Consider the following 23,776-nt stretch of genomic DNA (forward strand, 5'->3'; position numbering starts at 1 on the left):
CGCCGGGGTCTGCGGTCGCGGCACGGGCACCCGGAATCATGTCCGATTCGTCACGATATCTTCATCCGGTCGCCGAGGTGTCGGGCCGGGTCCGCGTGCCAGACTCGACGCGGTGCGAGGAGGTGGTGGGCGATGACGATCTGGGACGCGTTGCAGGCGCTCGTCCGCCGCTGGTACGTGCTGGTCGGCGCCGTCCTCATCGGTCTGCTCGCCAGCTACGTCGCCGTCTCCGCCGAGGGTGCCTACTGGTCGAAGGCGGAGGTCACGTTCCTGGCGCCGACGAGCGCGATCAACCCCAACGCGCTGCGCGTCACCTCCAGCGACCTCATCATCGCCGCGGGAGCCGTGGCGAAGCGCGTGAACGGGAACGCGACGTGGAACCAGATGGCCGACCCCGCGGCCACGATCGTCGGCCAGGGCATCCTGGACGGGTCGCAGGTCAAGCTCCCTGACCACGGGGGCCAGTGGTCGCGCGTGTACCCGCGGCAGGTGCTCGACGTCCAGGTGAGCGGTCCGACGGCGGACATCGTCCGCTTGCGTCGCACGCAGATCATCGACCGCATCGACGCCGAGCTGGCGGTCCTGCAGGAGGGTGTCGCGCCGTCGGACCGGATCACGACGGCGGTCGTCCCGGCTGCGCCGGCGATCATCTACGTCCACGGCAGCAAGGTCCGCGCGCTCGCGATGATCTGGATCCTGGTCGGGGTCGGCGTGCTCGCCGCGATCCAGATCCTCGAGCCGCGCACCGCCCGGCAGCCGTGGTCCGGCGCCGTCCCCGCGTCCGTTCTCGGCGGGGCGTCCGGGGCCGGATGGTTGCGGCCGTGGTCACCTGTGACCCGGCGCCCCCGGCGGGGGAGACGTCCCGACGTGCCGCCGGAAGGGAACCCTGCCGGGATCGGGTGGACCACGGCGGTCGCCGCGGCGGACGGCCGGCGGCGTCCTGCTACCGAGCCGGCAGGGCTCAGCCGCCGGCACGGGCGTGAAGCGCCCCGCGGATCAGCGCGGCGCGCTGAGCGCCGACCCGGCCGTACGTGAACCCTCCGGCGGCCGCGCGGGCGGTCGCGGCGTAGGTCGCACGGGTCCGGGCGTCCTCGGCCAGCAACCGGATCGCCGCGGCGATCTGCGCGACCGAGCCGGGCTCGACCACGACGCCCGTGCGCCCGTCCTCGACCAGCCGCGCGGCCCCCATCGGCGTCGTGACCACGGGGAGGCCGCAGGCGGCCGCCTCGTACGTCACCTGGGGGCCGCCCTCCTCCCAGGTGGGGAACACGAAGACGTCCGACCCGGAGTACAGCGCGGCGGGGTTCGGGACGTAGCCGGACAGGCGGACGCGGCCCGAGCGGGTGTGCGCCTCGACCAGCCCGCGGATCTCGTCGTCCACCGCGCCCACCAGCACGAGCTCACCCTCGACGTCGAGCGACGCCCAGGCCTCGAGCAGCTCGGGGACACCCTTGCGCACGCCGATGCGACCGACGAACACGGCCCGGAACCCGGGCGACCTGTCGACGGGCGCGTCGAGGTCGAACCGCTCGGGCACCCAGCCGAACGACGTCCGCAGGATCTGCTCGGGCCGGACGTCGAGGGCGAGGAGCGACCGTTCGACCTCGGGGTTCGACGCGAAGTAGTAGTCGTAGAGCCGGAGCTCGGCCGTCTCGCCCTCGATCACGTCACGGGTCACCCCGTGCGTGGGCGGCAGGCCGAGCCGGGCGTACGCGGCGTCGAGGATGGGCCCGGAGGTCGCGCAGGCGGAGTTGATCATCTCCCGCACCGTGACGATGCCCCGGTCGCGGGCCGCCTCGACGGCGGAGGCCGGGCTGCCGGGCCAGAAGTGCGCGACGGTCGTGCGCGGGTCCGCGGCGCCGACGGCGCGGCGGAACTGCCCGTCGAGCAGGCGCAGCGCAGGCGCCTCGACGTGGCGCCACGGGAGCCGGCTGGTCACGGCGGGGACGGGCGCGCGCACCGTCACGCCGTCGGGCGGGGCGCTCCGGACGCGGCCCGCGTGGACCTCGGTCCGGATCCCCGCCGCCGCCATCCCGCCGGCGATCTGCGCGCAGCTCTCGGCCGGCCCGCGGCCGCTGAACGAGTACGGCGCGTACACCAGGCAGCGGACCTCGCCCGTCGTCGGCCTCATCCCACCACCGCCGGTGACCACGCCCCGGGGATCAGGACCGCCGGGGTGGCGTCGGACGTCGTGCCCACCGCCCACACGTCGGTGGTGCCCGGCACGTCCGCGCGGGGCAGCCCGTACAGGAGGGTGTCGTCGTCGAGCCACGCCGCCTGGTCGTCGACGCCGCGCGTGGCCGGGAGCTGCGTCTCGGCGCCGGTGGCCAGGTCGAGCACGGCGAGCGCCCAGACCGGCTGCCCGCCCGCGTGGTCGACGACCTTCTTGTACGCGACCCGCGTCCCGTCCGGCGAGATCGACGGGCACTCCGCGTCCTCGCGCACCGACGTGAGCGTCCGGTCGCGCAGCGACCCGCGGACCAGCCACGTCCTCCCGGCCGACTGCGAGGCGGCCGTCGCGTAGAACTCGTCGTCCCCGACGAACGTCACCCCCCAGATGTTGCGGTCGGCGGCGGTGAACGGCTCGCCGTCGACGGTCAGCGCGTAGTCCTCGACGTTGCCCAGCGACGTGCCGTCGGCGCGGTGGATCTCGGTGAGGGTCGAGAAGCCGACGGTCGCGTAGGAGTGGCCGGTGACGAACGACGTCGTCGCGACCAGGGTGCCGTCGTCGGACATCCGGGTGCGGCTCGGGATGCCGGGCAGGCCCCACGTGTCGACGGCCTGCCAGCCGGCGTCGAGCACCTCGGCCTCCCAGCGGGTCGCGATGCCGGCGATCGTCCGCAGGCAGGAGGCGGCCGGGCCGGCGACGTCGACCCGGTCGCAGGCGACGTCGGTGAACGCGCGCGGGCCGCCGGGGTCGTCGAGCGGCACCGCGGCGACGAGGCCGTACTCGTTGCCGGGCAGCGTGGACCGGAACACGATGTGCGGTGCGTCGAGCACGGCGTCGAGGGCCGTGGACGAGACGGGAGGCGCGGACTCGGTCGCGGCGCGGTCCGCCCGCCAGGCAGCGACCGCGTACCCGCCCATCCCGAGCACGGCCACGACCGTGATGGCGACCAGGATCGCGACGCGCGGCTGCACGCGCCTCACCGGCCGTCCCCGGCGTCCACGAGCTCCGGGACGGGGGCGTCGAGCCCGCGCACGACGTACCAGGCGACCGGGACCGCGCACGCGAGGAGGACCGCGACCGAGAGGATCGCGGGCCCGCGACCCACGGTGAACCACAGGAGGCCGAAGAGGGCGGACGACGCCATACGCGCGACGGCGACCACGGTCTGCGCGGTGCCGATGGCGGCGGCGCGGACGTTGGGAGCGGCACGACGTCCGACGAGGGCGGCGAGGACGCCGTCGGTCGCGGCGTAGAACAGCCCCAGCAGGAGGAGGGCTGCGACCGTGGTCACGGCGGAGGCGGTCGCGACGCCCGCGCAGACGTACGCGACCACGAGGGCCGCGTGGCCCCAGACGAAGACCCGGGCCCGGCCCACCCGGTCCGCGAGCCGGCCGACGGGGATCGCCAGGGCCATGTAGGCGACGTTGGTGCCGACGTACAGCAGCGGGAACCACTGCGTCGCGAACCCGTCGCGGGCCTGCAGGGACAGGTAGATGAAGCCGTCGCCGACCGTGAGCAGGGCGAGGATCCCGGCCATGACGAAGACGCGGCGCAGGCCCGGCTCCCGGAGGAACGACCAGCTGAACGGCCGCCCGGCGGGCTCGAGCCCCGGGATGTCGCAGCTGCAGCCCTTGCACTTGGGCAGCTTGCGGGCCTCGCGCGACCGGTGCTGCGTCAGCCACGCCGCGCGGCGAGGGCGCAGGTCGGGGACCAGCAGGACGAGTGCAGCGAGCCCGATGACGGCGCAGCCGAACGAGATGACGAACACCGTCTGGTAGCCGTCGGGGATCAGCCACAGGACCACGAACGCGAGCAGCGGTCCCAGGGCCGCGCCGATCGTGTCGAGCGTGCGGTGCACCCCGAACGACCGGCCGAGCGTGCGCGGGTCGGACGACGCGGTGATCATCGCGTCGCGCGGCGCGGTGCGGATGCCCTTGCCGATGCGGTCGACCGCCACGATGGCCGTCACGGCGGCGAAGCTGCTGGCGACGAGGAGGACCCCGCGCGTCACGGCCGACAGCCCGTACCCGACCACGGCGACCCACTTCGGGTGGTCGCCCTTGTCCGCCGCCCAACCGCCCGCGATCCGGACCAGCGCGCTGGCACCCTGCATGAGGCCGTCGACGAAGCCGTAGGCGAGCGTCGAGAGCCCGAGCGCCGTGGTCAGGTACAGCGGCAGGACCGCGGCGACGGACTCCGAGGAGATGTCGGTCAGCATGCTGACCACGCCGAGCGTGATGACGACCGACGAGACACGGCCGCGCTTGGCGGCCTTGACGGCGCGCACCTCCTCCGGTGAGGCGGGGGCGGTGCGGGCAGCGGGCCGGTCGCGCAGGGACAGGTACACCGGCCGTCACCCGGCCGTCGTCAGGACGCCGGCGACGGAGAGCTCGGTGCCGCCACCGGTGCGCTCGCGCACGGTGAGCACCAGGCCGTCCGGACCGCGCGTGAAGGAGGTGGCGGTGGACCCGGGCAGCGCCGGCGAGTCGCCGACGGTGAACCCGTCCGCGCTGAGCGCGCCGACGTACGCGGCCTGGACCTCGGCCGGTGCGGAGTCGCTGCTCGCCTGGAGACCGACCTGCAGCCGGGAGCCCGACGCAGAGACGGAGCTCGACACCACGGTGAGGCCGTCGGGGAGGGGGACGACCGTGGTCGGGAAGCCCTTCACGACCGCGCCGTTCGCGCTCCCCGTCGCGGGCAGCGGCCCGGTGAGCGAGGGCCCGGGCGGCGCCGTGTCGGGCAGCCCGGACGGTCCGGGCGCCTGGGACGGCAGCATCTCGCCGGCCAGGACCTGCGCGGCGTCCGCCTCCGACCCCCCGGCGTCCGCGGGGTCGGGGGCCGTCGAGCCGTCCGTGGGTTGGCCCGCCTCGGCGTCACCGGCGCGGTCGCGCACGGTCGACGAGGACGACGGTGCCGCGTCCTCCGGTGCGGACCCGTGCGACGTGCACCCGGCGGTGGCGCCGAGCACGAGCACGACCGCGAGCACCACGGCGCGACCGCGGGGGGCGGTTGCGCCTGCTCGGGACGGGCTGTGCGGGGTGGACATCGGCGACCTCGGCGGGGTGGTGGGGTCCAGCGGATCGACGACCGACCAAAGCGCCAGAAACCGGACATGCGGAACGTGCTCACGGTACCGACGCGACGACCGGGTCCGGACCGTGCGCGCCCCTTTTCACCCGGGTCAGAAGGGTGCCGTCACACGTTCGGTCCAGGCGCTCGTGTCAGGGGAGAGGCAGCTGGCCGACCACGTGGTCGGCGATCTCCAGGGCGCACGTCGCCGCCGGGGACGGGGCGTTGAGCACGTGGACCTGCCGTGCCGTGCGCTGCAGGAGGAAGTCGTCGACGAGCCGGCCGTCGCGGGCCATCGCCTGGGCGCGCACGCCTGCCGGGGACGGCACCAGGTCGTCCGGCACGATCGCGGGCACCAGAGCCGCCAGGCTGTGCGCGAACGCGCGCCGGGACACGGACCGCACCACCTCGCGGGCACCGGGCACGAGGTTGCGCACCCCCATGCGCCAGAGGCCGGGCCACGTGAGGGCGTCGGCGGTGTCGCGCACGTCGATGTCGCGCCAGGTGTACCCCTCGCGGGCGAGCGCCAGGACCGCGTTGGGCCCGGCGTGCACACCACCGCCGACCATGCGGGTCAGGTGCACGCCGAGGAACGGGAACCGCGGGTCCGGCACGGGGTAGACGAGGCCGTTCACCAGCTCGGCGGCGGTCGCGGAGAGCTCGAAGTACTCGCCCCGGAACGGCACGATCCGCGCGCCCGGGTCGAGGCCGCAGGCGCGGGCGACGCGGTCGGCGTGCAGACCGGCGCAGGCGACGACGGCGTCCGCGCGCAGCTCGGAGGTGGCGCCCAGGCGCTCGAGCTCCAGGTGCACGCCGTCGGCGGACTCGGTGGCGGCGACGACGCGGGTCCCGAACCGGACCTCGCCCTCGCCCGCCGAGACCTGGGCGGCCAGCGCCCGGCAGACGCCCGTGTAGTCGATGATCCCGGTGCTCTCCACCCACAGCGCGTCGACGCAGGCGACGTGCGGTTCGCGCTCGCGGGCGCCGGACCGGCCCACCAGCTGCGCCGGGACACCGTTCGCGCGGGCGCGCTCGGCGAGGCGGTGCAGCCCGGCCACCTGGTCGGGCGTCGTCGCGACGACGAGCTTGCCGGTGATCTCCACATCGACGCCGTGCTCGCGGGCGTACGCGGTCATGCTGCGCTGCCCGGCGACCGACATGCGCGCCTTCAGGCTGCCCGGCGTGTAGTAGAGGCCGGAGTGGATCACGCCGGAGTTCCGGCCGGTCTGGTGCAGCGCGACGGACTGCTCCTTCTCGAGCACCGTCACGCGGTGCCCGTCGCCCGTGAGGCGTGCCGCCACCGCGAGGCCGACGATCCCGGCCCCGACCACCACCACGTGCACGCCCATCTCCTGATCCTCGGCCGGTCGTCCTGCGCGCAGGCTAGCGGTCGCATGTCGGCGGCGGCTCGTAGACTGGCTGCGCACCCCGGGTCCGACGGATCCGGGGCTGTCGTGCTGCGCCGTCGTGCGCCCCGACCATGCGAAGGAACCATGGATCTCACCGGCCTCCTGCCCGCCCTGCTCTCCGACCCTGCCGCCGCCGCCGCGGTGGACTCCGTCCGCGCGCGTGGCGAGCTCGACGTGGTCGGCCCCGCCGGCGTGCGTCCGCCCCTGCTCGCCGCGCTGGCGTCGGGGCGCCCGCTCGTCGTCGTGACCGCCACCGGCCGGGACGCGGACGAGCTGGCTGCCGCGATCCGCTGCTACGTGCCCGCCGACGACGTCGCGGTGCTGCCGTCCTGGGAGACGCTCCCGCACGAGCGGCTGTCGCCCCGCAGCGACACCGTGGCCCGTCGTCTCGCGGTGTTCCGTCGGCTCGCGCACCCGGAGACCGAGGGGCACGCCGGGCCGGTCCGGGTGCTCGTCATGCCGGTCCGCGCGATGCTGCAGCCGGTGGTCCAGGGGCTCGGTGAGCTGGTGCCGGTGTCGATCAGCACCGGGGACCGGGTGGACCTCGCCGACCTCGCGGAGCGGCTCGTCGCCGCGGCGTACACGCGGGTCGACATGGTGGAGAAGCGCGGCGAGTTCGCGGTGCGCGGCGGGATCATCGACGTGTTCCCGCCGACGGAGGACCACCCGCTGCGCGTCGAGCTGTGGGGCGAGGACGTCGAGGAGATCCGGTGGTTCTCCATCGCGGACCAGCGCAGCCTCGAGGTGGCCGACCACGGCGTGTGGGCGCCGCCGTGCCGGGAGATCCTGCTCACCGACGCCGTGCGCGCCCGCGCGACGGAGCTGATCCCGCAGCTGCCGGGTGCGGTCGACATGCTGGACAAGCTGGCCAACGGCATCGCGGTCGAGGGCATGGAGTCGCTGGCCCCCGCGCTGGTCGAGTCGATGGTCCCGGTGCTCGACCTGGTGGCCGACGACAGCCTGCTCGTGCTGGTGGACCCGGAGCGCGTGCGCCGTCGTGCGCACGACCTCGTCGCGACGACGCAGGAGTTCCTCGCGGCCGCGTGGACGTCCGCGGCGGCCGGTGCGGCGACGCCCCTGGACCTGTCCGCGGCGAGCTTCGCGTCGTTCGCGGAGATCCGCGCGCTCGCGGCCGTGCGAGGGCTCGGCTGGTGGACGCTGTCGCCGTTCTCGCTGGACGTCGACGCCGCGGAGGCCGCGAAGCCCGACGACTTCTACGAGGGGGAGACGGGCACCGGCCACACCGCGGCACGCAACGAGGCGCCGCACCTGACCGCGATGGCCGACGACCTCGCGGCGACCGCGCAGACGGTCGTGATCGCGGCGCGGGACGTCGAGCGGTACCGCGGGGAGGTCGCCCGTGCGGTCGCCGACGTGCGCGTCCTGCAGCAGGCGGGCTGGCGGCTCGTGCTGGCGACCGAGGGGCACGGCCCCGCGCAGCGGATGGTCGAGCAGCTCAAGGCCGCGGAGGTCCCGGCGCGTCTCGTCGGCACCATCACCGACGAGCCCGAGGGCGGTGTCGTGCTCGTCGTGCCCGCGCCCGTCGGCCCCGGCTTCGTCGCCGAGGCCCTGCACCTGGCGGTGTTCTCCGAGTCGGACCTCACGGGCCGTGCGGGCACGTCGACGCGGGACATGCGCAGGATGCCGAGCCGGCGCCGCAACGTCGTCGACCCCCTGCAGCTGCGCCCGCACGACTACGTGGTGCACGAGCAGCACGGCGTCGGGCGGTTCGTGGAGCTGGTGCAGCGGACCATCGGCTCGGGCGCCACGGCGGCGACGCGCGAGTACCTCGTGATCGAGTACGCGTCGAGCAAGCGGGGGCAGCCGGGGGACCGGCTGTTCGTGCCCAGCGACCAGCTGGACCAGGTCACCAAGTACGTGGGTGGCGAGGCGCCGTCGCTGTCCAAGATGGGCGGCGGCGACTGGGCGAAGACCAAGGGCCGGGCCAAGAAGGCGGTCAAGGAGATCGCCGCGGAGCTCATCCGGCTGTACTCGGCGCGCATGGCGACCGCGGGGCACGCGTTCGGTCCGGACACACCGTGGCAGCGCGAGCTCGAGGACGCGTTCGCGTACGTCGAGACCCCGGACCAGGCGGCGACGATCGACGAGGTCAAGGCCGACATGGAGAAGCCGATCCCGATGGACCGGCTGGTCTGCGGGGACGTCGGCTACGGCAAGACGGAGATCGCCGTGCGGGCCGCGTTCAAGGCGGTCCAGGACGGCAAGCAGGTGGCGATCCTGGTGCCGACGACGCTCCTGGTGCAGCAGCACCTCGACACGTTCAGCGAGCGGTACAGCGCGTTCCCGGTGACGGTGAAGGCGCTGAGCCGGTTCCAGTCGCCGAAGGAGTCGAAGGAGGTCGTCGCCGGGCTGTCCGACGGCACGGTCGACGTCGTCATCGGCACGCACCGGCTGATCACGGGTGAGGTGCGGTTCAAGGACCTGGGCCTGGTGGTGATCGACGAGGAGCAGCGGTTCGGCGTGGAGCACAAGGAGACGCTCAAGGCCCTGCGCACCAACGTCGACGTGCTGGCGATGAGCGCGACCCCGATCCCGCGCACGCTGGAGATGGCGGTGACCGGCATCCGCGAGATGTCGACGCTGGCCACCCCGCCGGAGGAGCGGCACCCCGTCCTGACGTTCGTCGGCGCGTACGACGAGAAGCAGATCAGCGCGGCCATCCGGCGCGAGCTGCTGCGTGAGGGCCAGGTGTTCTACGTGCACAACAAGGTCGACTCGATCGAGCGGACCGCGTCGCGTCTGATGGAGCTCGTCCCAGAGGCCCGGGTCGCGGTGGCGCACGGGAAGATGAACGAGCACCAGCTCGAGCAGGTCATCGTCGACTTCTGGGAGAAGCGGTTCGACGTGCTGGTCTGCACGACGATCGTCGAGACCGGGCTGGACATCTCCAACGCCAACACGCTCATCCTGGAGCGCGCCGACCTGCTGGGCCTCTCGCAGCTGCACCAGCTGCGCGGCCGCGTCGGCCGCGGCCGCGAGCGCGCGTACTCCTACTTCCTGTACCCGCCGGAGAAGCCGCTCACGGAGACCGCGCACGACCGGCTCCAGACGATCGCCGCGAACACCGACCTCGGGGCCGGTATGGCCGTCGCGATGAAGGACCTGGAGATCCGCGGCGCGGGCAACCTGCTGGGCGGCGAGCAGTCCGGGCACATCGAGGGCGTCGGCTTCGACCTGTACATCCGCATGGTCGGCGAGGCGGTCGCCAACTTCCGGGGCGACGTCGAGGAGGAGCTGCCGGACGTCACCATCGAGCTGCCCGTCGACGCGCACATCCCGCACGACTACATCGCGCACGAGCGGCTGCGGCTCGAGGCGTACCGCAAGATCGCGGCGGCGGCGGACTCGGCGGCCCTCGGCGAGGTCCGCGCCGAGCTGGTCGACCGCTACGGCGCGGTGCCGTCGGCCGTCGACAACCTGTTCGAGGTGGCCGAGTTCCGGCAGCACGTGCGCAACAGCGGGCTGTCCGACGTCACCGCGCAGGGCAAGTTCGTCCGGTTCGCGCCCGTCGACCTGCCCGAGTCCGCGCAGCTGCGGCTCAAGCGGCTGTACCCCGGCGCGGTGCTCAAGCCCGCCACGCGGACCGTCCTGGTGCCGTGGCCGATGACGGCGCGGCTGGGCGGCAAGCCCGTGCAAGGCCGCGAGGTCATGCTCTGGGCGCGGCAGTTCATCGACGCGGTCGTGCGCGGCGACGTCGCGGCCGCCGCCGCAGCAGGCACGGTGGGCACCGCACGCAGGTGAGGGCCCTACGATGACCCACGATCGACGAGCGACGACGCGGGAGGTCCGGCGGTGGCGGTGCAGTGGCGTAGGGGTGTGCGGGCGGCCGGAGTGCTGGTCGCGCTGACGACGACGGTCGGCCTGGCGGGCTGCGCTGGGCAGCCCGGGGCCGCGGCGGTGGTCGACGGCACGGCCATCCCCACGTCGGACGTCGAGGCCGCCCTGACCGAGCTCCTGCCCTGGTTCCAGGGTGTGACCACCACGAACGTGCTCTCCGTCCTGATCCAGGAGCCCACGGTCGTGGACCTGGCCGAGGAGAAGGGGGTCGGCGTGTCCGACGAGGAGGCTCAGGCCCTGCTCGACCAGGTGGTCAAGCAGAAGTCCCCCGACGCCACCGCGACGTTCACGGAGCCGTCGCTGGCGGTGGCCCGGTACTCGATCGCCTACAGCAACCTCGAGGACGTGCCCAACCCCTCCGCGGTCGGCGAGGAGATCGACTCGCGGCTGCGCGCGCTCGACATCGAGGTCAACCCGCGGTTCGCGTCGCTGGAGGACGGCTTCCAGGTCGGCCCGCCGGCACGGCCGTCGTGGCTGGTCGGCTCCGGCTCCGGCGCTGTCGAGGACAGCGCGCCGCAGCCCACCCCGGAGCCGACGCCCTCGGCCTCGTGACGCCGTCGGAGCCGGACCCGCTCCGCGACCTCGTGCGCGTGATGGACCGGTTGCGCTCGCCGGGCGGCTGCCCGTGGGACGCGCAGCAGACCCACGAGTCGCTCGTGCCGTACGCGCTGGAGGAGGCCCACGAGCTCGCGGAGGCGATCGAGACCGCGGACCGTGCCGGGCTGCGCGAGGAGCTCGGGGACCTGCTGCTGCAGGTGGTGTTCCACGCGCGCATCGCCACCGAGCACCCGAGCGACCCGTTCGACGTCGACGACGTGGCCGCCGACCTCGTCGCCAAGCTCGTCCGCAGGCATCCCCACGTGTTCGAGGACGCGGAGCTCGACGGCGACGTGCACGTGCAGTGGGACCGGCTGAAGACCGCCGAGAAGCAGCGAGCGTCAGCGCTCGACGGGGTGCCGCTGGCCCTCGGTGCGCTGGCGCGGGCCCAGAAGGTCGCCGGGCGTGCCGCACGTGCCGGGCTGACGGCGCCGGTCCCGGCCGGGGACGGGCTGGGGGAGCGGCTGCTCGCACTGGTCCTCGAGGCCGACGCGGCCGGGGTCGACGCCGAGGGGGCGCTGCGCCGGACGGCGGCCACGTGGGAGCACGACCTGCGGTCGCGGGAGCAGTCGGGCGGTCCCTGACGCCCGGAAGTTCCCCGGATCATCCGAATGTCGGACGGAAAGCGCTTGCCGAGCGAGCGGCGGAACCCGTAGCCTGCCGGTGGCCGCCATGATGAGGGCGGCTCGCCGTCCCCCGGCGACGAGCCCGTGACGACCATCCGACGACGGAGGAACGCCCCGATGCGCATCGGCATCCCGATCGAGAGCCGGCCCGGCGAACGGCTCGTCGCCGCGACGCCGAAGACGGTCGGCCAGCTGGTCGGCCTCGGCTACGAGGTGGTCGTCGAGAGCGGAGCCGGCGCCTCCGCGACGTTCCGGGACGAGGACTACGCAGCAGCGGGCGCAGCCGTCGGGGGCGTTGCCGACGTCTGGCACAGCGACGTCGTCGCCAAGGTCAACCCGCCGACGGACGCCGAGGTCGCCTCCCTGCGCCCGGGCGCCACGCTCGTCGCGATGCTCGCGCCCGCGGCCAGCCCGGCGCTCGTCGAGGACCTGCACGCCCGCGGCGTGACGGCGCTCGCCCTCGACGCGGTGCCGCGCATCTCCCGCGCGCAGGCCCTCGACGTGCTGAGCACCATGTCGAACGTCGCCGGCTACCGCGCGGTCGTCGAGGCCGCCGAGGTCTACGGCGGCATGTTCACCGGGCAGGTCACCGCGGCGGGCAAGACGCCGCCGGCCCGCGTGTTCGTCATCGGCGCGGGCGTGGCCGGGCTGGCGGCGATCGGGGCCGCGGGGTCGATGGGCGCCCGCGTCCGCGCGTTCGACGTCCGGCCCGAGGTCGGCGAGCAGATCGAGTCGATGGGCGCCGCGTTCGTGCAGGCTGACGCCGCACAGCAGGCGGTCAGCAGCGACGGGTACGCCAGCGCGCTCACCGACGAGCAGGAGCGGCTGACCCAGGAGATGTACACCGCCGAGACGGCGGACGCGGACATCGTCATCACCACCGCGCTCGTGCGTGGGCACGCACCGACGACCATCACCGCGGCGATGGTCGACGGGATGCGGCCCGGCAGCGTGATCATCGACCTCGCCGCGTCGGGTGGCGGCAACTGCGAGCTCACCGTGCCGGGCAAGGCGGTCGTGACCGAGAACGGCGTGACCGTCGTCGGCTACACCGACCTGACCAGCCGCATGCCGCAGCACACGTCGCAGCTCTTCGGCACCAACATCGTGCACCTGCTCCAGCTGCTCACCCCCGCCAAGGACGGGCAGCTGGTGCTCGACCTGGACGACCCGGTGCAGCGCGGCATGGTGGTGACGCACCACGGTGAGGTGCTGTGGCCGCCACCACCGGTGCAGGTCTCCGCTGCACCGGTCGCGGCGCCCGTGCCCACGCCCGAGGAGCGGGCGGCGTCCGCGGCGGCCACGCTCGCGGACACGAACCGACGGCGCCAGCGCCGGTCGGTCGTCCTGGGTCTGGTGGCCGTCCTCGTGCTGCTCGGCATCTCGTTCGCGCCGGCCGTCTTCCTCGGCCACTTCACCGTGTTCGTGCTCGCCGTGATCGTCGGCTACTACGTGATCTCCAACGTCAGCCACTCCCTGCACACACCGCTGATGGCCCAGACCAACGCGATCTCCGGGATCATCCTCGTCGGCGCGCTCCTGCAGATCGGCGACGACAGCTGGCTCGTCACCGTCCTCGCGGTGATCGCCGCGTCCGTCGCCAGCATCAACGTCTTCGGGGGATTCCTCGTCGCGAACCGCATGATCCGCATGTTCCGGAAGGACGCCTGACCCCGTGCTGACCTCCGTGGCCCAGGCTGTCTACCTCGCCGCCGCCGTCCTGTTCATCCTCAGCCTCGCCGGACTCTCGAAGCAGGAGACCGCCCGGCGCGGCAACCTCGCGGGCATGGTGGGCATGGCGCTCGCGCTCGTCGCGACCGTCGCGCTCGCCCTGGAGGGCTCCGAGCGGCCCGTCTCCGTGACGGCGTCACTCATCCTCGTGGTGTTCCTGATCGGCGCGACCGTCGGCACCTGGCAGGCGCGTCGCGTCGAGATGACTCAGATGCCCGAGCTCATCGCGATCCTGCACTCGTTCGTCGGGCTCGCCGCCGTGCTCGTCGGGTACAACTCGTTCCTCACCGAGCCGTCCGACCCGGCGCACCTGGTCGAGGTGTTCCTCGGGGTGCTCATCGGCGCCGTGACGTTCACCGGCTCGATCGTGGCGTACCTGAAGCTCTCGACGAAGATCAGCTCCGCGCCCATGGTGCTGCCCGGCCGCAACTGGCTGAACCTGGGCATGGTCGTGCTGTCCGGCGTGCTGCTGGCGTGGTTCCTCGGCTCCGGGAGCGTCTGGCCCCTGCTGCTCATGACGGTCGTCGCGCTCGCGCTCGGCTGGCACCTGGTGGCGTCCATCGGCGGCGGCGACATGCCGGTCGTCGTGTCGATGCTGAACTCGTACTCCGGGTGGGCGGCCGCCGCGGCGGGCTTCATGCTCAGCAACGACCTGCTCATCGTCACCGGCGCGCTCGTCGGCTCGTCCGGTGCGATCCTCAGCTACCTCATGTGCACGGCCATGAACCGGTCCTTCATCAGCGTCATCCTCGGCGGGTACGGCACGGTCGGCGGGACGGTCGCGGCATCGGACGCCGAGCTCGGGGAGTACCACGAGATCAAGCCGCCCGAGGCGGCCGAGCTGCTCGCCGACGCGCGCCGCGTCGTCATCACGCCCGGGTACGGGATGGCCGTCGCGAAGGCGCAGTACCCCGTCGCGGAGCTCGTCGCCAAGCTGCGCGCCCGCGGCGTCGACGTCCGGTTCGGCGTGCACCCGGTCGCCGGCCGGCTGCCCGGGCACATGAACGTGCTGCTCGCCGAGGCCAAGGTCCCGTACGACATCGTGCTCGAGATGGACGAGATCAACGGCGACCTGGCCGACACCGACGTCGTGCTCGTCATCGGCGCCAACGACACCGTGAACCCGGCCGCCCTCGACGACCCGTCGTCGCCCATCGCCGGCATGCCCGTCCTCGAGGTGTGGAAGGCCGCGCGCGTCATCGTGTTCAAGCGCTCGATGGCCACCGGCTACGCGGGCGTGCAGAACCCGCTGTTCTTCCGCGAGAACACCTCGATGCTGTTCGGGGACGCGAAGGAGCAGACGGAGCGGATCGTCGAAGCGCTTCACCAGGCCTGACCTGCGCGTCCGGGCGCCAGGATCGCACCCGAACCGATTCACCGCTGGCGCGGCAGAGCGTTGCCTCCCTAGCGTCCGGCGCGTGTCCCGGCGGTTCGGTCGCCGGGTCCCCGTCGCGAAGGAGCGTCGCCATGCCTCGTCCTGCCCCTGTGACAGCAGCGGTGCCGGCCCCGCTCGTCGTGAGCGTCCTGGCGGCACTGCTCGTCATCGCCCTGGCGATGCTCGCGCTGGTCGCGGCCCCGTTCGCCGGGCCGGCGCGCGCCGCGTCGCCCGCTGTCGTCGTGCAGGCCGACTTCGAGGACGGTCCCGACGGCTGGGTGGCCCGCGGGCCTGCGCCCACGGTCGCGCTGTCCACCGAGGCGCCGCGCGGCACCCAGAGCCTGCTCGTCACCGGCCGCACGTCCACCTGGCACGGCGCCGGGATCGATGTCACCGACGCGTTCGAGCCCGGCGTGACCCACACGATCGGGCTCTGGCTGCGGCTGCCGTCCACCGGCACGGGCTACGCCGACCTGCGCGTGTCCGTGCAGCGCGACGTCGGCGGCGCCTCGTCCTACGACACCGTCGCGACCGCCACCGGCGTCACCAACGGTGCGTGGAAGCAGGTCGTGGCCAGCTACACGCCGGGTCCGTTCGACACCGCGCTGCTGTACGTCGAGTCGACGTCGTCGCTCACCGACATCCTGGTCGACGACGTCGTGGTCAGCGCGACGCGTGCCACGCCGGACCTCGCGCTTCCGCAGCTCGACCAGACGCTCGCGCCGTGGTTCCCGTTCGGCCTCGCGGTGGAGCCCGCCGACGTGCTCGCCGGCCGTGGCGACCTCGTCGCCCACCACGCCGCGCAGATCACCCCCGGCAACCAGATGAAGCCGGACGCCATCCAGCCCACCGAGGGGACGTTCCGGTTCGACGACGCCGACCTGCTGGTCGACTTCGCGCTGGCGCACGATCAGCGCGTGTACGGGCACACGCTCCTGTGGCACCAGCAGACACCCGCGTGGTTCTTCCAGCGGGACGGCGCCGCGCTCACGACGAGCTCCGCCGACCAGGCGCTGCTGCGCTCGCGGCTGCAGACCCACATCGAGGCGATCGCCGAGCACTACCGCACCGCGTACGGCGAGTTCGGTACGCCCGGCAACCCGATCTTCGCGTTCGACGTGGTCAACGAGGTGATCGACGAGAGCCAGTCCGACGGGCTGCGGCGCAGCGAGTGGTACCGGATCCTGGGACCGTCCTACATCGCCGACGCGTTCCGGTACGCCCGCGCGGCGTTCGGTCCCGAGGTCGAGCTGTTCATCAACGACTACAACAGCGAGTACCCCAACAAGCGCACGCCGTACGTCGCGCTCGTCCGGTCGCTGCTGGCCGACGGTGTCCCGGTGGACGGCGTCGGTCACCAGCTGCACGTCGAGGTCGGCCGGTCGTTGAGCTATGTCGAGGCGACGATCACCGCGTTCGAGGCGCTCGGCGTGCGGCAGGCCGTCACGGAGCTGGACGTCTCGACGTACCTGCACGGTGGCGAGAGCTGGACGACGCCGCCGGCCGACCGGCTGCTGCAGCAGGCGCTCTACTACCGCGACCTGGTCACGGTCCTCAAGCGGCACGCGGCGTCGTTCGAGTCCGTGACGATCTGGGGTGTCGACGACTCGCGGACGTGGCTGCGGGCCGGTGCCGCGCCGCTGCTCTTCGACGGTGCGCTGCAGGCCAAGCCGGCGTTCTGGGGGATCGTCGACCCGTCCCGGATCGGCGTGACCCCGACGCCCACGCCCACACCGACCCCGACCCCGACCCCGACGCCCACGCCCACGCCCACCCCGACGCCCACGCCGACGCCCACCAGCGGTCCGGCCGCGTGCACCGTCCGGTGGTCGTCGAACGCGTGGAACACCGGCCTCACGGCGAACGTCCGCGTCACGAACACCGGCACGACGACGGTCGACGGCTGGACGCTGACGTTCACGTTCTCCGGAGGACAGCAGGTCACGCAGGGCTGGAGCGCGCAGTGGTCGCAGGCCGGCACGGTCGTCACGGCGTCCAACGCGTCCTGGAACGGCCGGCTGGCCCCGGGCGCGAGCACGGAGATCGGCTTCAACGCCTCGCACCCCGGCGCGCCCACCGCTCCGAGCGACTTCCGGCTCAACGGTGCCGCGTGCGCCTCGTCGTGACGTGAGGTGACGTCGCGGCCGACCGCCCTGCACCGTGGGGGCGGTCGGCCGGTGCGGTGTCGAGAACCCGCGCGCCGGTCGTCGTCGGGCTCGTCGTGCGGCACCCTCGAGCGGTGTCCAGCGGACGAAGGTCCCGGTACGCCCCTCCTCGGACGCCACTAGGGTGAGGTCGTAAACCCACCCGCTTCCAAAGGAGCACCCATGGCCAGCATCGAGGCCGTCGGCGCCCGCGAGATCCTCGACTCGCGCGGCAACCCCACTGTCGAGGTCGAGGTCGCACTCGACGACGGCACCATCGCCCGTGCTGCAGTTCCCTCCGGCGCCTCGACCGGCGCGTTCGAGGCCGTCGAGCGCCGCGACGGCGACTCCGCCCGCTACCTGGGCAAGGGTGTCGAGGAGGCCGTCAGCGCCGTCATCGACGAGATCGCCCCCGAGCTCATCGGCTTCGAGGCCACCGAGCAGCGCCTGATCGACGGTGCGCTGATCGACCTCGACGGCACCGCCAACAAGGGCAAGCTCGGCGCCAACGCGATCCTCGGCGTCTCGCTCGCCGTCGCCAAGGCAGCCGCTGACTCGGCCGACCTGCCGCTCTTCCGCTACCTGGGCGGCCCCAACGCCCACGTGCTGCCGGTCCCGATGATGAACATCCTCAACGGTGGGTCGCACGCCGACTCCAACGTCGACATCCAGGAGTTCATGGTCGCCCCCATCGGTGCGGCCACGTACCGCGAGGCGCTGCGCACCGGTGTCGAGGTCTACCACTCGCTGAAGTCCGTGCTGAAGAGCAAGGGCCTCTCGACGGGCCTCGGCGACGAGGGTGGCTTCGCCCCGAACCTGGGCAGCAACCGTGAGGCGCTCGACCTGATCCTGGTCGCCATCGAGAAGGCCGGCTTCACGCCCGGTGTCGACCTGGGCCTCGCGCTCGACGTCGCCGCCACCGAGTTCTTCAAGGACGGCGCCTACCAGTTCGAGGGTCGCGCGCACTCCCCGCAGGAGATGATCACGTACTACGAGCAGCTGGTGCGTGACTACCCGCTGGTCTCCATCGAGGACCCGCTGTCCGAGGACGAGTGGGAGTCCTGGTCGCAGCTCGTCGCCGAGGTGGGCGACCGCGTGCAGATCGTCGGCGACGACCTGTTCGTCACCAACCCGGAGCGTCTCCGCAAGGGCATCGAGCTCAAGTCGGCCAACTCGCTGCTGGTCAAGCTCAACCAGATCGGCACGCTGACGGAGACGTTCGACGCCGTCGAGCTGGCCCAGCGCAGCGGCTTCACGACGATGACCTCGCACCGCTCCGGCGAGACCGAGGACACCACGATCGCCGACCTGTCGGTGGCCACGAACGCCGGCCAGATCAAGACCGGTGCCCCCGCCCGTGGCGAGCGCATCAACAAGTACAACCAGCTGCTCCGCATCGAGGAGGAGCTGGACGACGCCGCGCGCTACGCCGGTCGCTCCGCCTTCCCGCGGTTCACGGCCTGACGCACGACCCTCGGAGGCCGGTCACCCGCTCGGGTGGCCGGCCTCCGGCGTGTCAGGGGGCCGGCGGTGCCGAGACGATCGGCTGCGGATCGCCCCCGACGGACTCGGTGGTCGAGAAGACGGCCGTGAGCCCGACCGTGACGACACCGGTCACCAGCAGGACCGGAACGGTGGCGACGAAGATCGTCCGCCAGGCCTTCCAGCCGGCGCCCTTGCGGACCCAGCCGACCGAGGCCACGACCGCGAGGACCAGGACCGCCAGCGGGATCACGAGCAGCGCCAGGCTGACCGGGGCGAGCACCAGGCCGAGCATCGAGCCCCCGAGCGCGACGAGGACGATGCCGCCGGGCGAGTCGGTGACCGAGCGGCGGACCGTCGGGTCGGGTGGCGCGTCCGGGCTCCAGGCGGCGGCGACCGCGTCGACCGTGCCCAGGTCCGCGAGGACGCGCCGCACGTCGTCGCTCGTCGGCTCGTGCTCGAGCTCGTCGAGCGCGACGTCGATGTGCTCGCGGACGGAGTCGACGATGTCGGCCCGCTCGGCCGGGTCGGCGCCGGACAGGCGGCGGTAGAGGTCGGCGAGGTAGGCCGCGACGAGCGGCGGGACGGTACGCATCACGCGATGCCCTTCAGGAGGTGGTCCACGCCGGTGCGGAACGGCTCCCAGACGGCGACGAACGAACGCAGCGCGTCCCGGCCCTCGTCGGTGAGCGCGTGGTAGCGGCGGGGCGGTCCGGTGGGGGACTCCTGCCAGGTGGTGTCCACCCAGCGGCGGCGACGCAGCCGCGTCAGGAGGGGGTAGAGCGTGCCCTCCGACCCGAACAGGATGTCGTCCCCGCCGAGCGCGCGGGCGATGTCCTGGCCGTACGACGGCCCGCGGTCGAGGTGGGCGAGCACGCAGTACTCGAGCGTGCCGCGGCGCAGCTGGGTGAGCACCGCGTGCGCATCCGATCCGTCCGGTTCCATGTGACGCATGGTACCGAGCGACGCATGGAACCTGTCAATGGGTGGTCCGGCGCGCCACGGCAGCCGATATCCGGGCAGGTCGGGGCGGTACGGGGCACAATCGACGCCATGTCTGCCCCCCGACGCCCGGCGTCCCCGAGCGCCCCCGGTCGGCGCGCGGCACCCCGGTCCGGGACGCCCACGCCCGCGGGCGGCGTACCGCGGGGGAGCGCGGGCAGCCGGCCGTCGGCACCCCGCTCCGGGGCGGTCCCTCGCGTCGGACCCACCCCCTCGTCGTCGCCCAAGCCGTCCTCGTCGCGACCCTCCGCCAGCCGCCCCGCCACGCGCGGGACGCCGACCCCGCCCCGGGGCACCCCGCGCGCGGAGCGCGTGCAGGTCCGGGTGCCGCGACTGTTCACCATCCGCACGATGGTGTTCTCGTGCGTGCTCCTGCTGGCGTTCGTCCTGGTGTACCCGACGCTGCACGCGTACCTGGAGCAGCGCGTCGAGGTGGACCAGCTGCGGGCCGAGGTCGAGGCGGCCCGCGAGCGCAACGACGACCTCGAGGCCGACCTGGCGCGCTGGGACGACGACGCGTTCGTGCGCGCACAGGCGCGTGAACGGCTCTCGTTCGTGATGCCCGGCGAGAAGGCGTTCCGGGTCATCGACCCCGAGACCGTCCCCGACACCCCGCCCGCCGCCGAGGGTCCCGCGACCGCGCTGGACGCCGGGTCCACCCTGCCCTGGTACGCCAACGTCTGGGAGTCGGTCGAGGTCGCGGGGGAGACGCCCGTGCCCGAGGCGGAGGATGCGGTGACGCCGGGCGACAATGGGACGCCCGCGCCGCCCGCCGGCGGCTGACCGGACCCCCAGCACGAACGGATCGACCTGTGGCACCCTCCTTCGACACCGTGACCGACCAGGACCTCGCGGTGCTCGCCGAGCAGCTCGGCCGGCCCCCGCGCGGCGTCGTCGGCATCGCTGCCCGCTGCGTCTGCGGCCGCCCCCTCGTGGTCCGCACCGCCCCACGGCTCGACGACGGCACCCCGTTCCCGACGACGTACTACCTCACCTGCCCGCCGGCGGTCGCCGCCGTGAGCACGCTGGAGGCCGGCGGGCTGATGAAGGAGCTCACGGCCCGGCTCGCCGACGACGAGGAGCTCGCCGCCGCCTACCGACGCGCCCACGACGCCTACCTGGTCGACCGCGAGGCGCTCGGGCACGTCGAGGAGATCGCGGGCATCTCCGCCGGCGGCATGCCGACCCGCGTGAAGTGCCTGCACGTCCTGGTCGGCCACGCCCTCGCAGCCGGCCCGGGCGTCAACCCGATCGGCGACGAGGCCCTGACCCTGATCCACGACGACTGGCGCCCGGACCGCTGCACCTGCTGACGCACCACGGGACGTCCGCGCCGGGCGCCCCGACGACCGAATGTGCGGACGTCCGAGCATCTGCGCGCTATGGCGCGCACTACCTCGGACGTTGCGGGTTCTCGGACGGCCGGAGCTGACTGTCGTGCGGTCCTGGCTGCCATGTCCTCGGACGGTGCCGGTGGAGGTGGGCGAGCGGTGCGAGGATGGTGCGCGTGACGCGTGTGGCTGCCATCGACTGCGGGACCAACTCGATCCGACTGCTCGTCGCCGACGTCGATCCGGACGCCGGGACGCTGGTGGACCTGGACCGGCGGATGGAGGTCGTGCGGCTCGGCCAGGGCGTGGACCGGACCGGGCGGATCGCCCCGGAGGCGCTCGCGCGGACCCTCGACGCCGCCCGTCGGTACAACGACGTCTGCACGGGGCTCGGGGTGGAGGCGGTCCGGTTCGTCGCCACGTCGGCGTCGCGCGACGCGGAGAACCGTGCTGACTTCGTCGACGGCGTCCGGGCCGCGCTCGGCGTCGAGCCGGAGGTCGTCGCGGGGCAGGAGGAGGCCGAGCTCTCCTTCCGCGGGGCCACGGGCGTGCTCGGCGCGAAGCACCCGGGACCGTTCCTCGTGGTCGACCTCGGTGGCGGCTCGACGGAGCTGGTGCTGGGCACGTCGACGCCCGAGGCGGCGTTCTCGATGGACGTCGGCTGCGTGCGGATGACCGAGCGGCACCTGCGCAGCGACCCGCCGACCACCGCCGAGATCGCCGCGGCGCACACCGACGTCGCGGCGGCGCTGGACACCGCGTCGGCCGTCGTCCCGCTCGGCAAGACCGTCACGCTCGTCGGCCTGGCGGGCACCGTCACCACGGTGACCGCCCATGGGCTCGGGCTCCCCGCGTACGACGCCGAGGTCATCGACGGGTCCGTGCTCCCGGTCGACGTCGTCCTCGCCGCGTGCGACGACCTCCTGCTCCGGTCCCGTGAGGACCGCGCAGCACTGGGCTTCATGCACCCCGGCCGGGTCGACGTCATCGGCGCGGGTGCCCTGGTGTGGGCGGACGTCGTCCGTCGCGTCCGTGACGAGGTCGCCGCCGCCGGTGGGCAGCTGACCGAGGTGGTCACGTCGGAGCACGACATCCTCGACGGCATCGCCTGGAGCATCGCCACCCGCTGACGCACGGCCCCCGAGTGCGGACGTCCGCGTGATCGAGCGTCCTGACGACCGAACCCGCGGACGTCCGAGGAAGTGGCTGCCCTGTCGACCACATCCTCGGACGCCCACGTCAGGGGGTGCGGGACGTCCGAGCATCTGCGCGTCGGGGCAGCCACATCCTCGGACGCTGCGGCTGAGAGATGCGCGGGCGGCGACACGCCTGGTGCGTTCTGGACAGTAGTGCGCACTGTGTAATAGCGTCTGCCCTGCGGGGACCGGAGGGGGTTCCCGCACCAAGCTCGCCGGCCCGGTGTCGTGGGCCGCCCTGCCGGGCGGTCGGCGGAGGGTCGCGGACCCGGAGGACCCATGGACACCACCCAGCTGCTCAAGGGCGTGCTCGACCTGGCGGTGCTCGCCGTCGTCTCCGACGAGGACGGGTACGGCTACGACGTGGTCCGTCGGCTGCGCGCCGCGGGCATCGAGGAGGTCGGGGACGCGTCGGTCTACGGGACGCTGCGGCGCCTGTACTCGTCGGGAGCGCTCACGTCGTACGTGGTGCCCAGCGACGAGGGGCCGCACCGCAAGTACTACGGCATCAACGCGCAGGGCCGGGCGATGCTCGAGGCGCAGCGCAAGGACTGGCAGGAGTTCGCAGGCACGATGGGCCGCCTGCTCAAGACGGAGGTCGTGCGATGAGCGTGCTGGACACCACGGACGCGCTGGACGTCGCCGGCTACGCGGCGGCGGTGCGTCGGAGCCTCGCCGACCTGGGCCCGGAGCAGGTCGACGACCTCACCGACGACCTCGAGGCGGACCTGGCCGAGGCGCTGGACGACGAGCGGCACGTGGCGCACGGTCGCGGGGTCCTGGAGCAGTTCGGGCCGCCCGAGGAGTACGCCGCGGAGCTGCGGGCCGCCGCCGGGCTGGCGCCGGCGACGGCGGCCGCGCGGTCCGGCCTGCCGATGGGCGACCCGGTCCAGGACGCACGGCGGCTCGGCCGCTGGACCCTGCGGCGGCTGCGGGCACAGGCGTGGTGGCCGCCGGTCGAGTCGTTCCTGGTCGCTCTGCGGCCGGTCTGGTGGCTGCTGCGCGGGTGGGTCGTCTACCAGCTCGTCGCGAGCATGGCGGGGGTGTCGGGGTGGTTCCCGCACAACCTGCCGGCGTTCCTGGTGCTGGTCGGCTTCGTGGTCCTGAGCGTGCAGTGGGGTCGCGGGGCGTGGTTCCGGGGGAGCAGCGTGGCGTGGGTCGCGACGACCGCCAACGTCGTCGCCGTCGTCGCCGTGCTGCCGCTGCTGGGCTCGGCGCAGGACTGGCTGGGCGACCGGGAGGCCGTCTACGACTCCTACCAGGCGGGCGTCCTGGGCGGCGGCGACCCGCAGACGATCATCCAGGACAAGGCGGTCGACGGTGTCGTCGTCGACGGCATGCAGGTGAGCAACCTGTTCGTGTACGACGCGGAGGGCAACCCGCTGACGGACGTCCAGGTGTACGACGACCGCGGCCGCCCGGTGCGCACGACGTTCGACAACGGCTTCGAGCAGTACTGGTTCCCGGAGGCCACGGAACCCTGGTCGTTCGTCAGCCGGGTGGACTCGGACGGCCGTGCCCGCTGGAACGTGTACCCGTTGCAGGGTGCCCCGACGTCGGAGTTCACGTACGACGACGAGGGGCTGCAGGTGCTGCCGTCGGGGTCGACCGCGACGACGCCGCCGTGGCCGTTCGCGAAGGCCCCGGCGCTCGACGACGCCCCGGACGCAGCGATCGGCGCGGAGGGCCCCGTCCCGTCGCCGACCAGCACGCCGTGATCACCGTCGGCGGCATCCTCCCGAAACGGGTGCCGCCGACGGCCCTGGGCTGAGATGATGGGCCGTGG

At 73.5% G+C, this 23,776-nt stretch carries 20 protein-coding genes; 13 read left to right on the forward strand and 7 right to left on the reverse strand.

The features are described from left to right. The first annotated feature begins 132 nt into the window (after positions 1-132). On the forward strand, positions 133-1,035 hold the full coding sequence (locus ASF78_RS13755) for a hypothetical protein (RefSeq protein ID WP_056590239.1): 903 nt from the start codon (positions 133-135) through the stop codon (positions 1,033-1,035). Here the strand turns inward: ASF78_RS13755 and ASF78_RS13760 are convergent. The 5 genes from ASF78_RS13760 to lhgO form a co-directional block, all read right to left on the reverse strand. Continuing rightward, positions 962-2,131 (reverse strand): glycosyltransferase, encoded by a 1,170-nt coding sequence (locus ASF78_RS13760; protein WP_156374167.1) that lies wholly within the window; start codon positions 2,129-2,131, stop codon positions 962-964. The genes ASF78_RS13755 and ASF78_RS13760 overlap by 74 nt on opposite strands. Continuing rightward, complete coding sequence (locus tag ASF78_RS13765) at positions 2,128-3,150, reverse strand: hypothetical protein (protein WP_056590245.1); 1,023 nt, start codon at positions 3,148-3,150, stop codon at positions 2,128-2,130. The genes ASF78_RS13760 and ASF78_RS13765 overlap by 4 nt, the downstream gene beginning before the upstream one ends. Further along, on the reverse strand, positions 3,147-4,517 hold the full coding sequence (locus ASF78_RS13770; protein ID WP_235518572.1) for an MFS transporter: 1,371 nt from the start codon (positions 4,515-4,517) through the stop codon (positions 3,147-3,149). The genes ASF78_RS13765 and ASF78_RS13770 overlap by 4 nt, the downstream gene beginning before the upstream one ends. A gap of 6 nt (positions 4,518-4,523) precedes the next feature. After that, the gene (locus ASF78_RS13775; RefSeq protein WP_156374168.1) at positions 4,524-5,216 is read right to left on the reverse strand and encodes a hypothetical protein; all 693 of its coding nucleotides are present in this window, start codon (positions 5,214-5,216) and stop codon (positions 4,524-4,526) included. Between the two features lie 175 nt (positions 5,217-5,391). Next, positions 5,392-6,588, reverse strand: coding sequence for an L-2-hydroxyglutarate oxidase (gene lhgO / locus ASF78_RS13780; RefSeq protein WP_056590251.1), 1,197 nt, complete (start codon positions 6,586-6,588; stop codon positions 5,392-5,394). 144 nt (positions 6,589-6,732) lie between these two features. On the opposite strand from lhgO, the gene mfd reads away from it, so the two are divergent. The 7 genes from mfd to eno all read left to right on the forward strand — a co-directional run bounded on the left by mfd (position 6,733) and on the right by eno (position 18,443). After that, positions 6,733-10,410 (forward strand): transcription-repair coupling factor, encoded by a 3,678-nt coding sequence (mfd, locus tag ASF78_RS13785; RefSeq protein WP_056590254.1) that lies wholly within the window; start codon positions 6,733-6,735, stop codon positions 10,408-10,410. Between the two features lie 75 nt (positions 10,411-10,485). Continuing rightward, entirely contained in the window at positions 10,486-11,058 is a 573-nt protein-coding gene (locus ASF78_RS13790) for a hypothetical protein (RefSeq protein WP_056590257.1), read from the forward strand. Next, positions 11,055-11,687 carry a MazG family protein gene (locus ASF78_RS13795; RefSeq protein WP_369816333.1) on the forward strand — a complete coding sequence of 211 codons (633 nt, stop codon included), beginning with the start codon at positions 11,055-11,057 and terminating at the stop codon, positions 11,685-11,687. Before ASF78_RS13790 ends, ASF78_RS13795 begins: the two co-directional genes overlap by 4 nt. 159 nt (positions 11,688-11,846) lie before the next feature. Further along, on the forward strand, positions 11,847-13,400 hold the full coding sequence (locus tag ASF78_RS13800) for a Re/Si-specific NAD(P)(+) transhydrogenase subunit alpha (RefSeq protein WP_056590260.1): 1,554 nt from the start codon (positions 11,847-11,849) through the stop codon (positions 13,398-13,400). Between the two features lie 4 nt (positions 13,401-13,404). Then, entirely contained in the window at positions 13,405-14,796 is a 1,392-nt protein-coding gene (pntB, locus tag ASF78_RS13805; RefSeq protein ID WP_056590263.1) for a Re/Si-specific NAD(P)(+) transhydrogenase subunit beta, read from the forward strand. Positions 14,797-14,927: 131 nt separating this feature from the next. Further along, entirely contained in the window at positions 14,928-16,961 is a 2,034-nt protein-coding gene (locus ASF78_RS13810; RefSeq protein ID WP_056590266.1) for an endo-1,4-beta-xylanase, read from the forward strand. A gap of 201 nt (positions 16,962-17,162) precedes the next feature. After that, positions 17,163-18,443 (forward strand): phosphopyruvate hydratase, encoded by a 1,281-nt coding sequence (eno, locus tag ASF78_RS13815; protein ID WP_056590269.1) that lies wholly within the window; start codon positions 17,163-17,165, stop codon positions 18,441-18,443. Positions 18,444-18,495: 52 nt separating this feature from the next. Here eno and ASF78_RS13820 read toward each other — a convergent pair whose 3' ends face one another. Then, entirely contained in the window at positions 18,496-19,059 is a 564-nt protein-coding gene (locus tag ASF78_RS13820; protein ID WP_156374169.1) for a hypothetical protein, read from the reverse strand. Continuing rightward, positions 19,056-19,406 carry a PadR family transcriptional regulator gene (locus ASF78_RS13825; protein WP_056590276.1) on the reverse strand — a complete coding sequence of 117 codons (351 nt, stop codon included), beginning with the start codon at positions 19,404-19,406 and terminating at the stop codon, positions 19,056-19,058. The genes ASF78_RS13820 and ASF78_RS13825 overlap by 4 nt, the downstream gene beginning before the upstream one ends. Before the next feature lie 108 nt (positions 19,407-19,514). Here ASF78_RS13825 and ASF78_RS23075 point away from each other — a divergent pair, with 108 nt between their 5' ends. The 5 genes from ASF78_RS23075 (at position 19,515) to ASF78_RS13850 (ending at position 23,708) form a co-directional block, all read left to right on the forward strand. Beyond that, positions 19,515-20,246 (forward strand): septum formation initiator family protein, encoded by a 732-nt coding sequence (locus ASF78_RS23075; protein WP_235518574.1) that lies wholly within the window; start codon positions 19,515-19,517, stop codon positions 20,244-20,246. Positions 20,247-20,275: 29 nt separating this feature from the next. Next, positions 20,276-20,776 (forward strand): DUF501 domain-containing protein, encoded by a 501-nt coding sequence (locus ASF78_RS13835; RefSeq protein ID WP_156374170.1) that lies wholly within the window; start codon positions 20,276-20,278, stop codon positions 20,774-20,776. Positions 20,777-20,970: 194 nt separating this feature from the next. After that, complete coding sequence (locus ASF78_RS13840; RefSeq protein WP_082495101.1) at positions 20,971-21,924, forward strand: Ppx/GppA phosphatase family protein; 954 nt, start codon at positions 20,971-20,973, stop codon at positions 21,922-21,924. A 345-nt stretch (positions 21,925-22,269) separates the two neighbouring features. After that, entirely contained in the window at positions 22,270-22,599 is a 330-nt protein-coding gene (locus tag ASF78_RS13845) for a PadR family transcriptional regulator (protein WP_055917522.1), read from the forward strand. Then, positions 22,596-23,708, forward strand: a complete 1,113-nt coding sequence (locus ASF78_RS13850; RefSeq protein WP_056590286.1) for a hypothetical protein — start codon at positions 22,596-22,598, stop codon at positions 23,706-23,708. The genes ASF78_RS13845 and ASF78_RS13850 overlap by 4 nt, the downstream gene beginning before the upstream one ends. Positions 23,709-23,776 lie beyond the last annotated feature (68 nt).

The organism is Cellulomonas sp. Leaf334, from assembly GCF_001424195.1.
GTDB lineage: Bacteria > Actinomycetota > Actinomycetes > Actinomycetales > Cellulomonadaceae > Cellulomonas.

Bases quoted from the DNA above. Each gene is read 5' to 3' on its own strand.
- ASF78_RS23075 (WP_235518574.1), top strand. From the start codon at position 19,515: ATGTCTGCCCCCCGACGCCCGGCGTCCCCGAGCGCCCCCGGTCGGCGC.
- ASF78_RS13845 (WP_055917522.1), top strand. From the start codon at position 22,270: ATGGACACCACCCAGCTGCTCAAGGGCGTGCTCGACCTGGCGGTGCTC.
- ASF78_RS13775 (WP_156374168.1), bottom strand. From the start codon at position 5,216: ATGTCCACCCCGCACAGCCCGTCCCGAGCAGGCGCAACCGCCCCCCGC.
- ASF78_RS13760 (WP_156374167.1), bottom strand. From the start codon at position 2,131: ATGAGGCCGACGACGGGCGAGGTCCGCTGCCTGGTGTACGCGCCGTAC.
- eno (WP_056590269.1), top strand. From the start codon at position 17,163: ATGGCCAGCATCGAGGCCGTCGGCGCCCGCGAGATCCTCGACTCGCGC.
- ASF78_RS13810 (WP_056590266.1), top strand. From the start codon at position 14,928: ATGCCTCGTCCTGCCCCTGTGACAGCAGCGGTGCCGGCCCCGCTCGTC.
- mfd (WP_056590254.1), top strand. From the start codon at position 6,733: ATGGATCTCACCGGCCTCCTGCCCGCCCTGCTCTCCGACCCTGCCGCC.
- lhgO (WP_056590251.1), bottom strand. From the start codon at position 6,588: ATGGGCGTGCACGTGGTGGTGGTCGGGGCCGGGATCGTCGGCCTCGCG.
- ASF78_RS13755 (WP_056590239.1), top strand. From the start codon at position 133: ATGACGATCTGGGACGCGTTGCAGGCGCTCGTCCGCCGCTGGTACGTG.
- ASF78_RS13825 (WP_056590276.1), bottom strand. From the start codon at position 19,406: ATGGAACCGGACGGATCGGATGCGCACGCGGTGCTCACCCAGCTGCGC.
- ASF78_RS13800 (WP_056590260.1), top strand. From the start codon at position 11,847: ATGCGCATCGGCATCCCGATCGAGAGCCGGCCCGGCGAACGGCTCGTC.
- ASF78_RS13850 (WP_056590286.1), top strand. From the start codon at position 22,596: ATGAGCGTGCTGGACACCACGGACGCGCTGGACGTCGCCGGCTACGCG.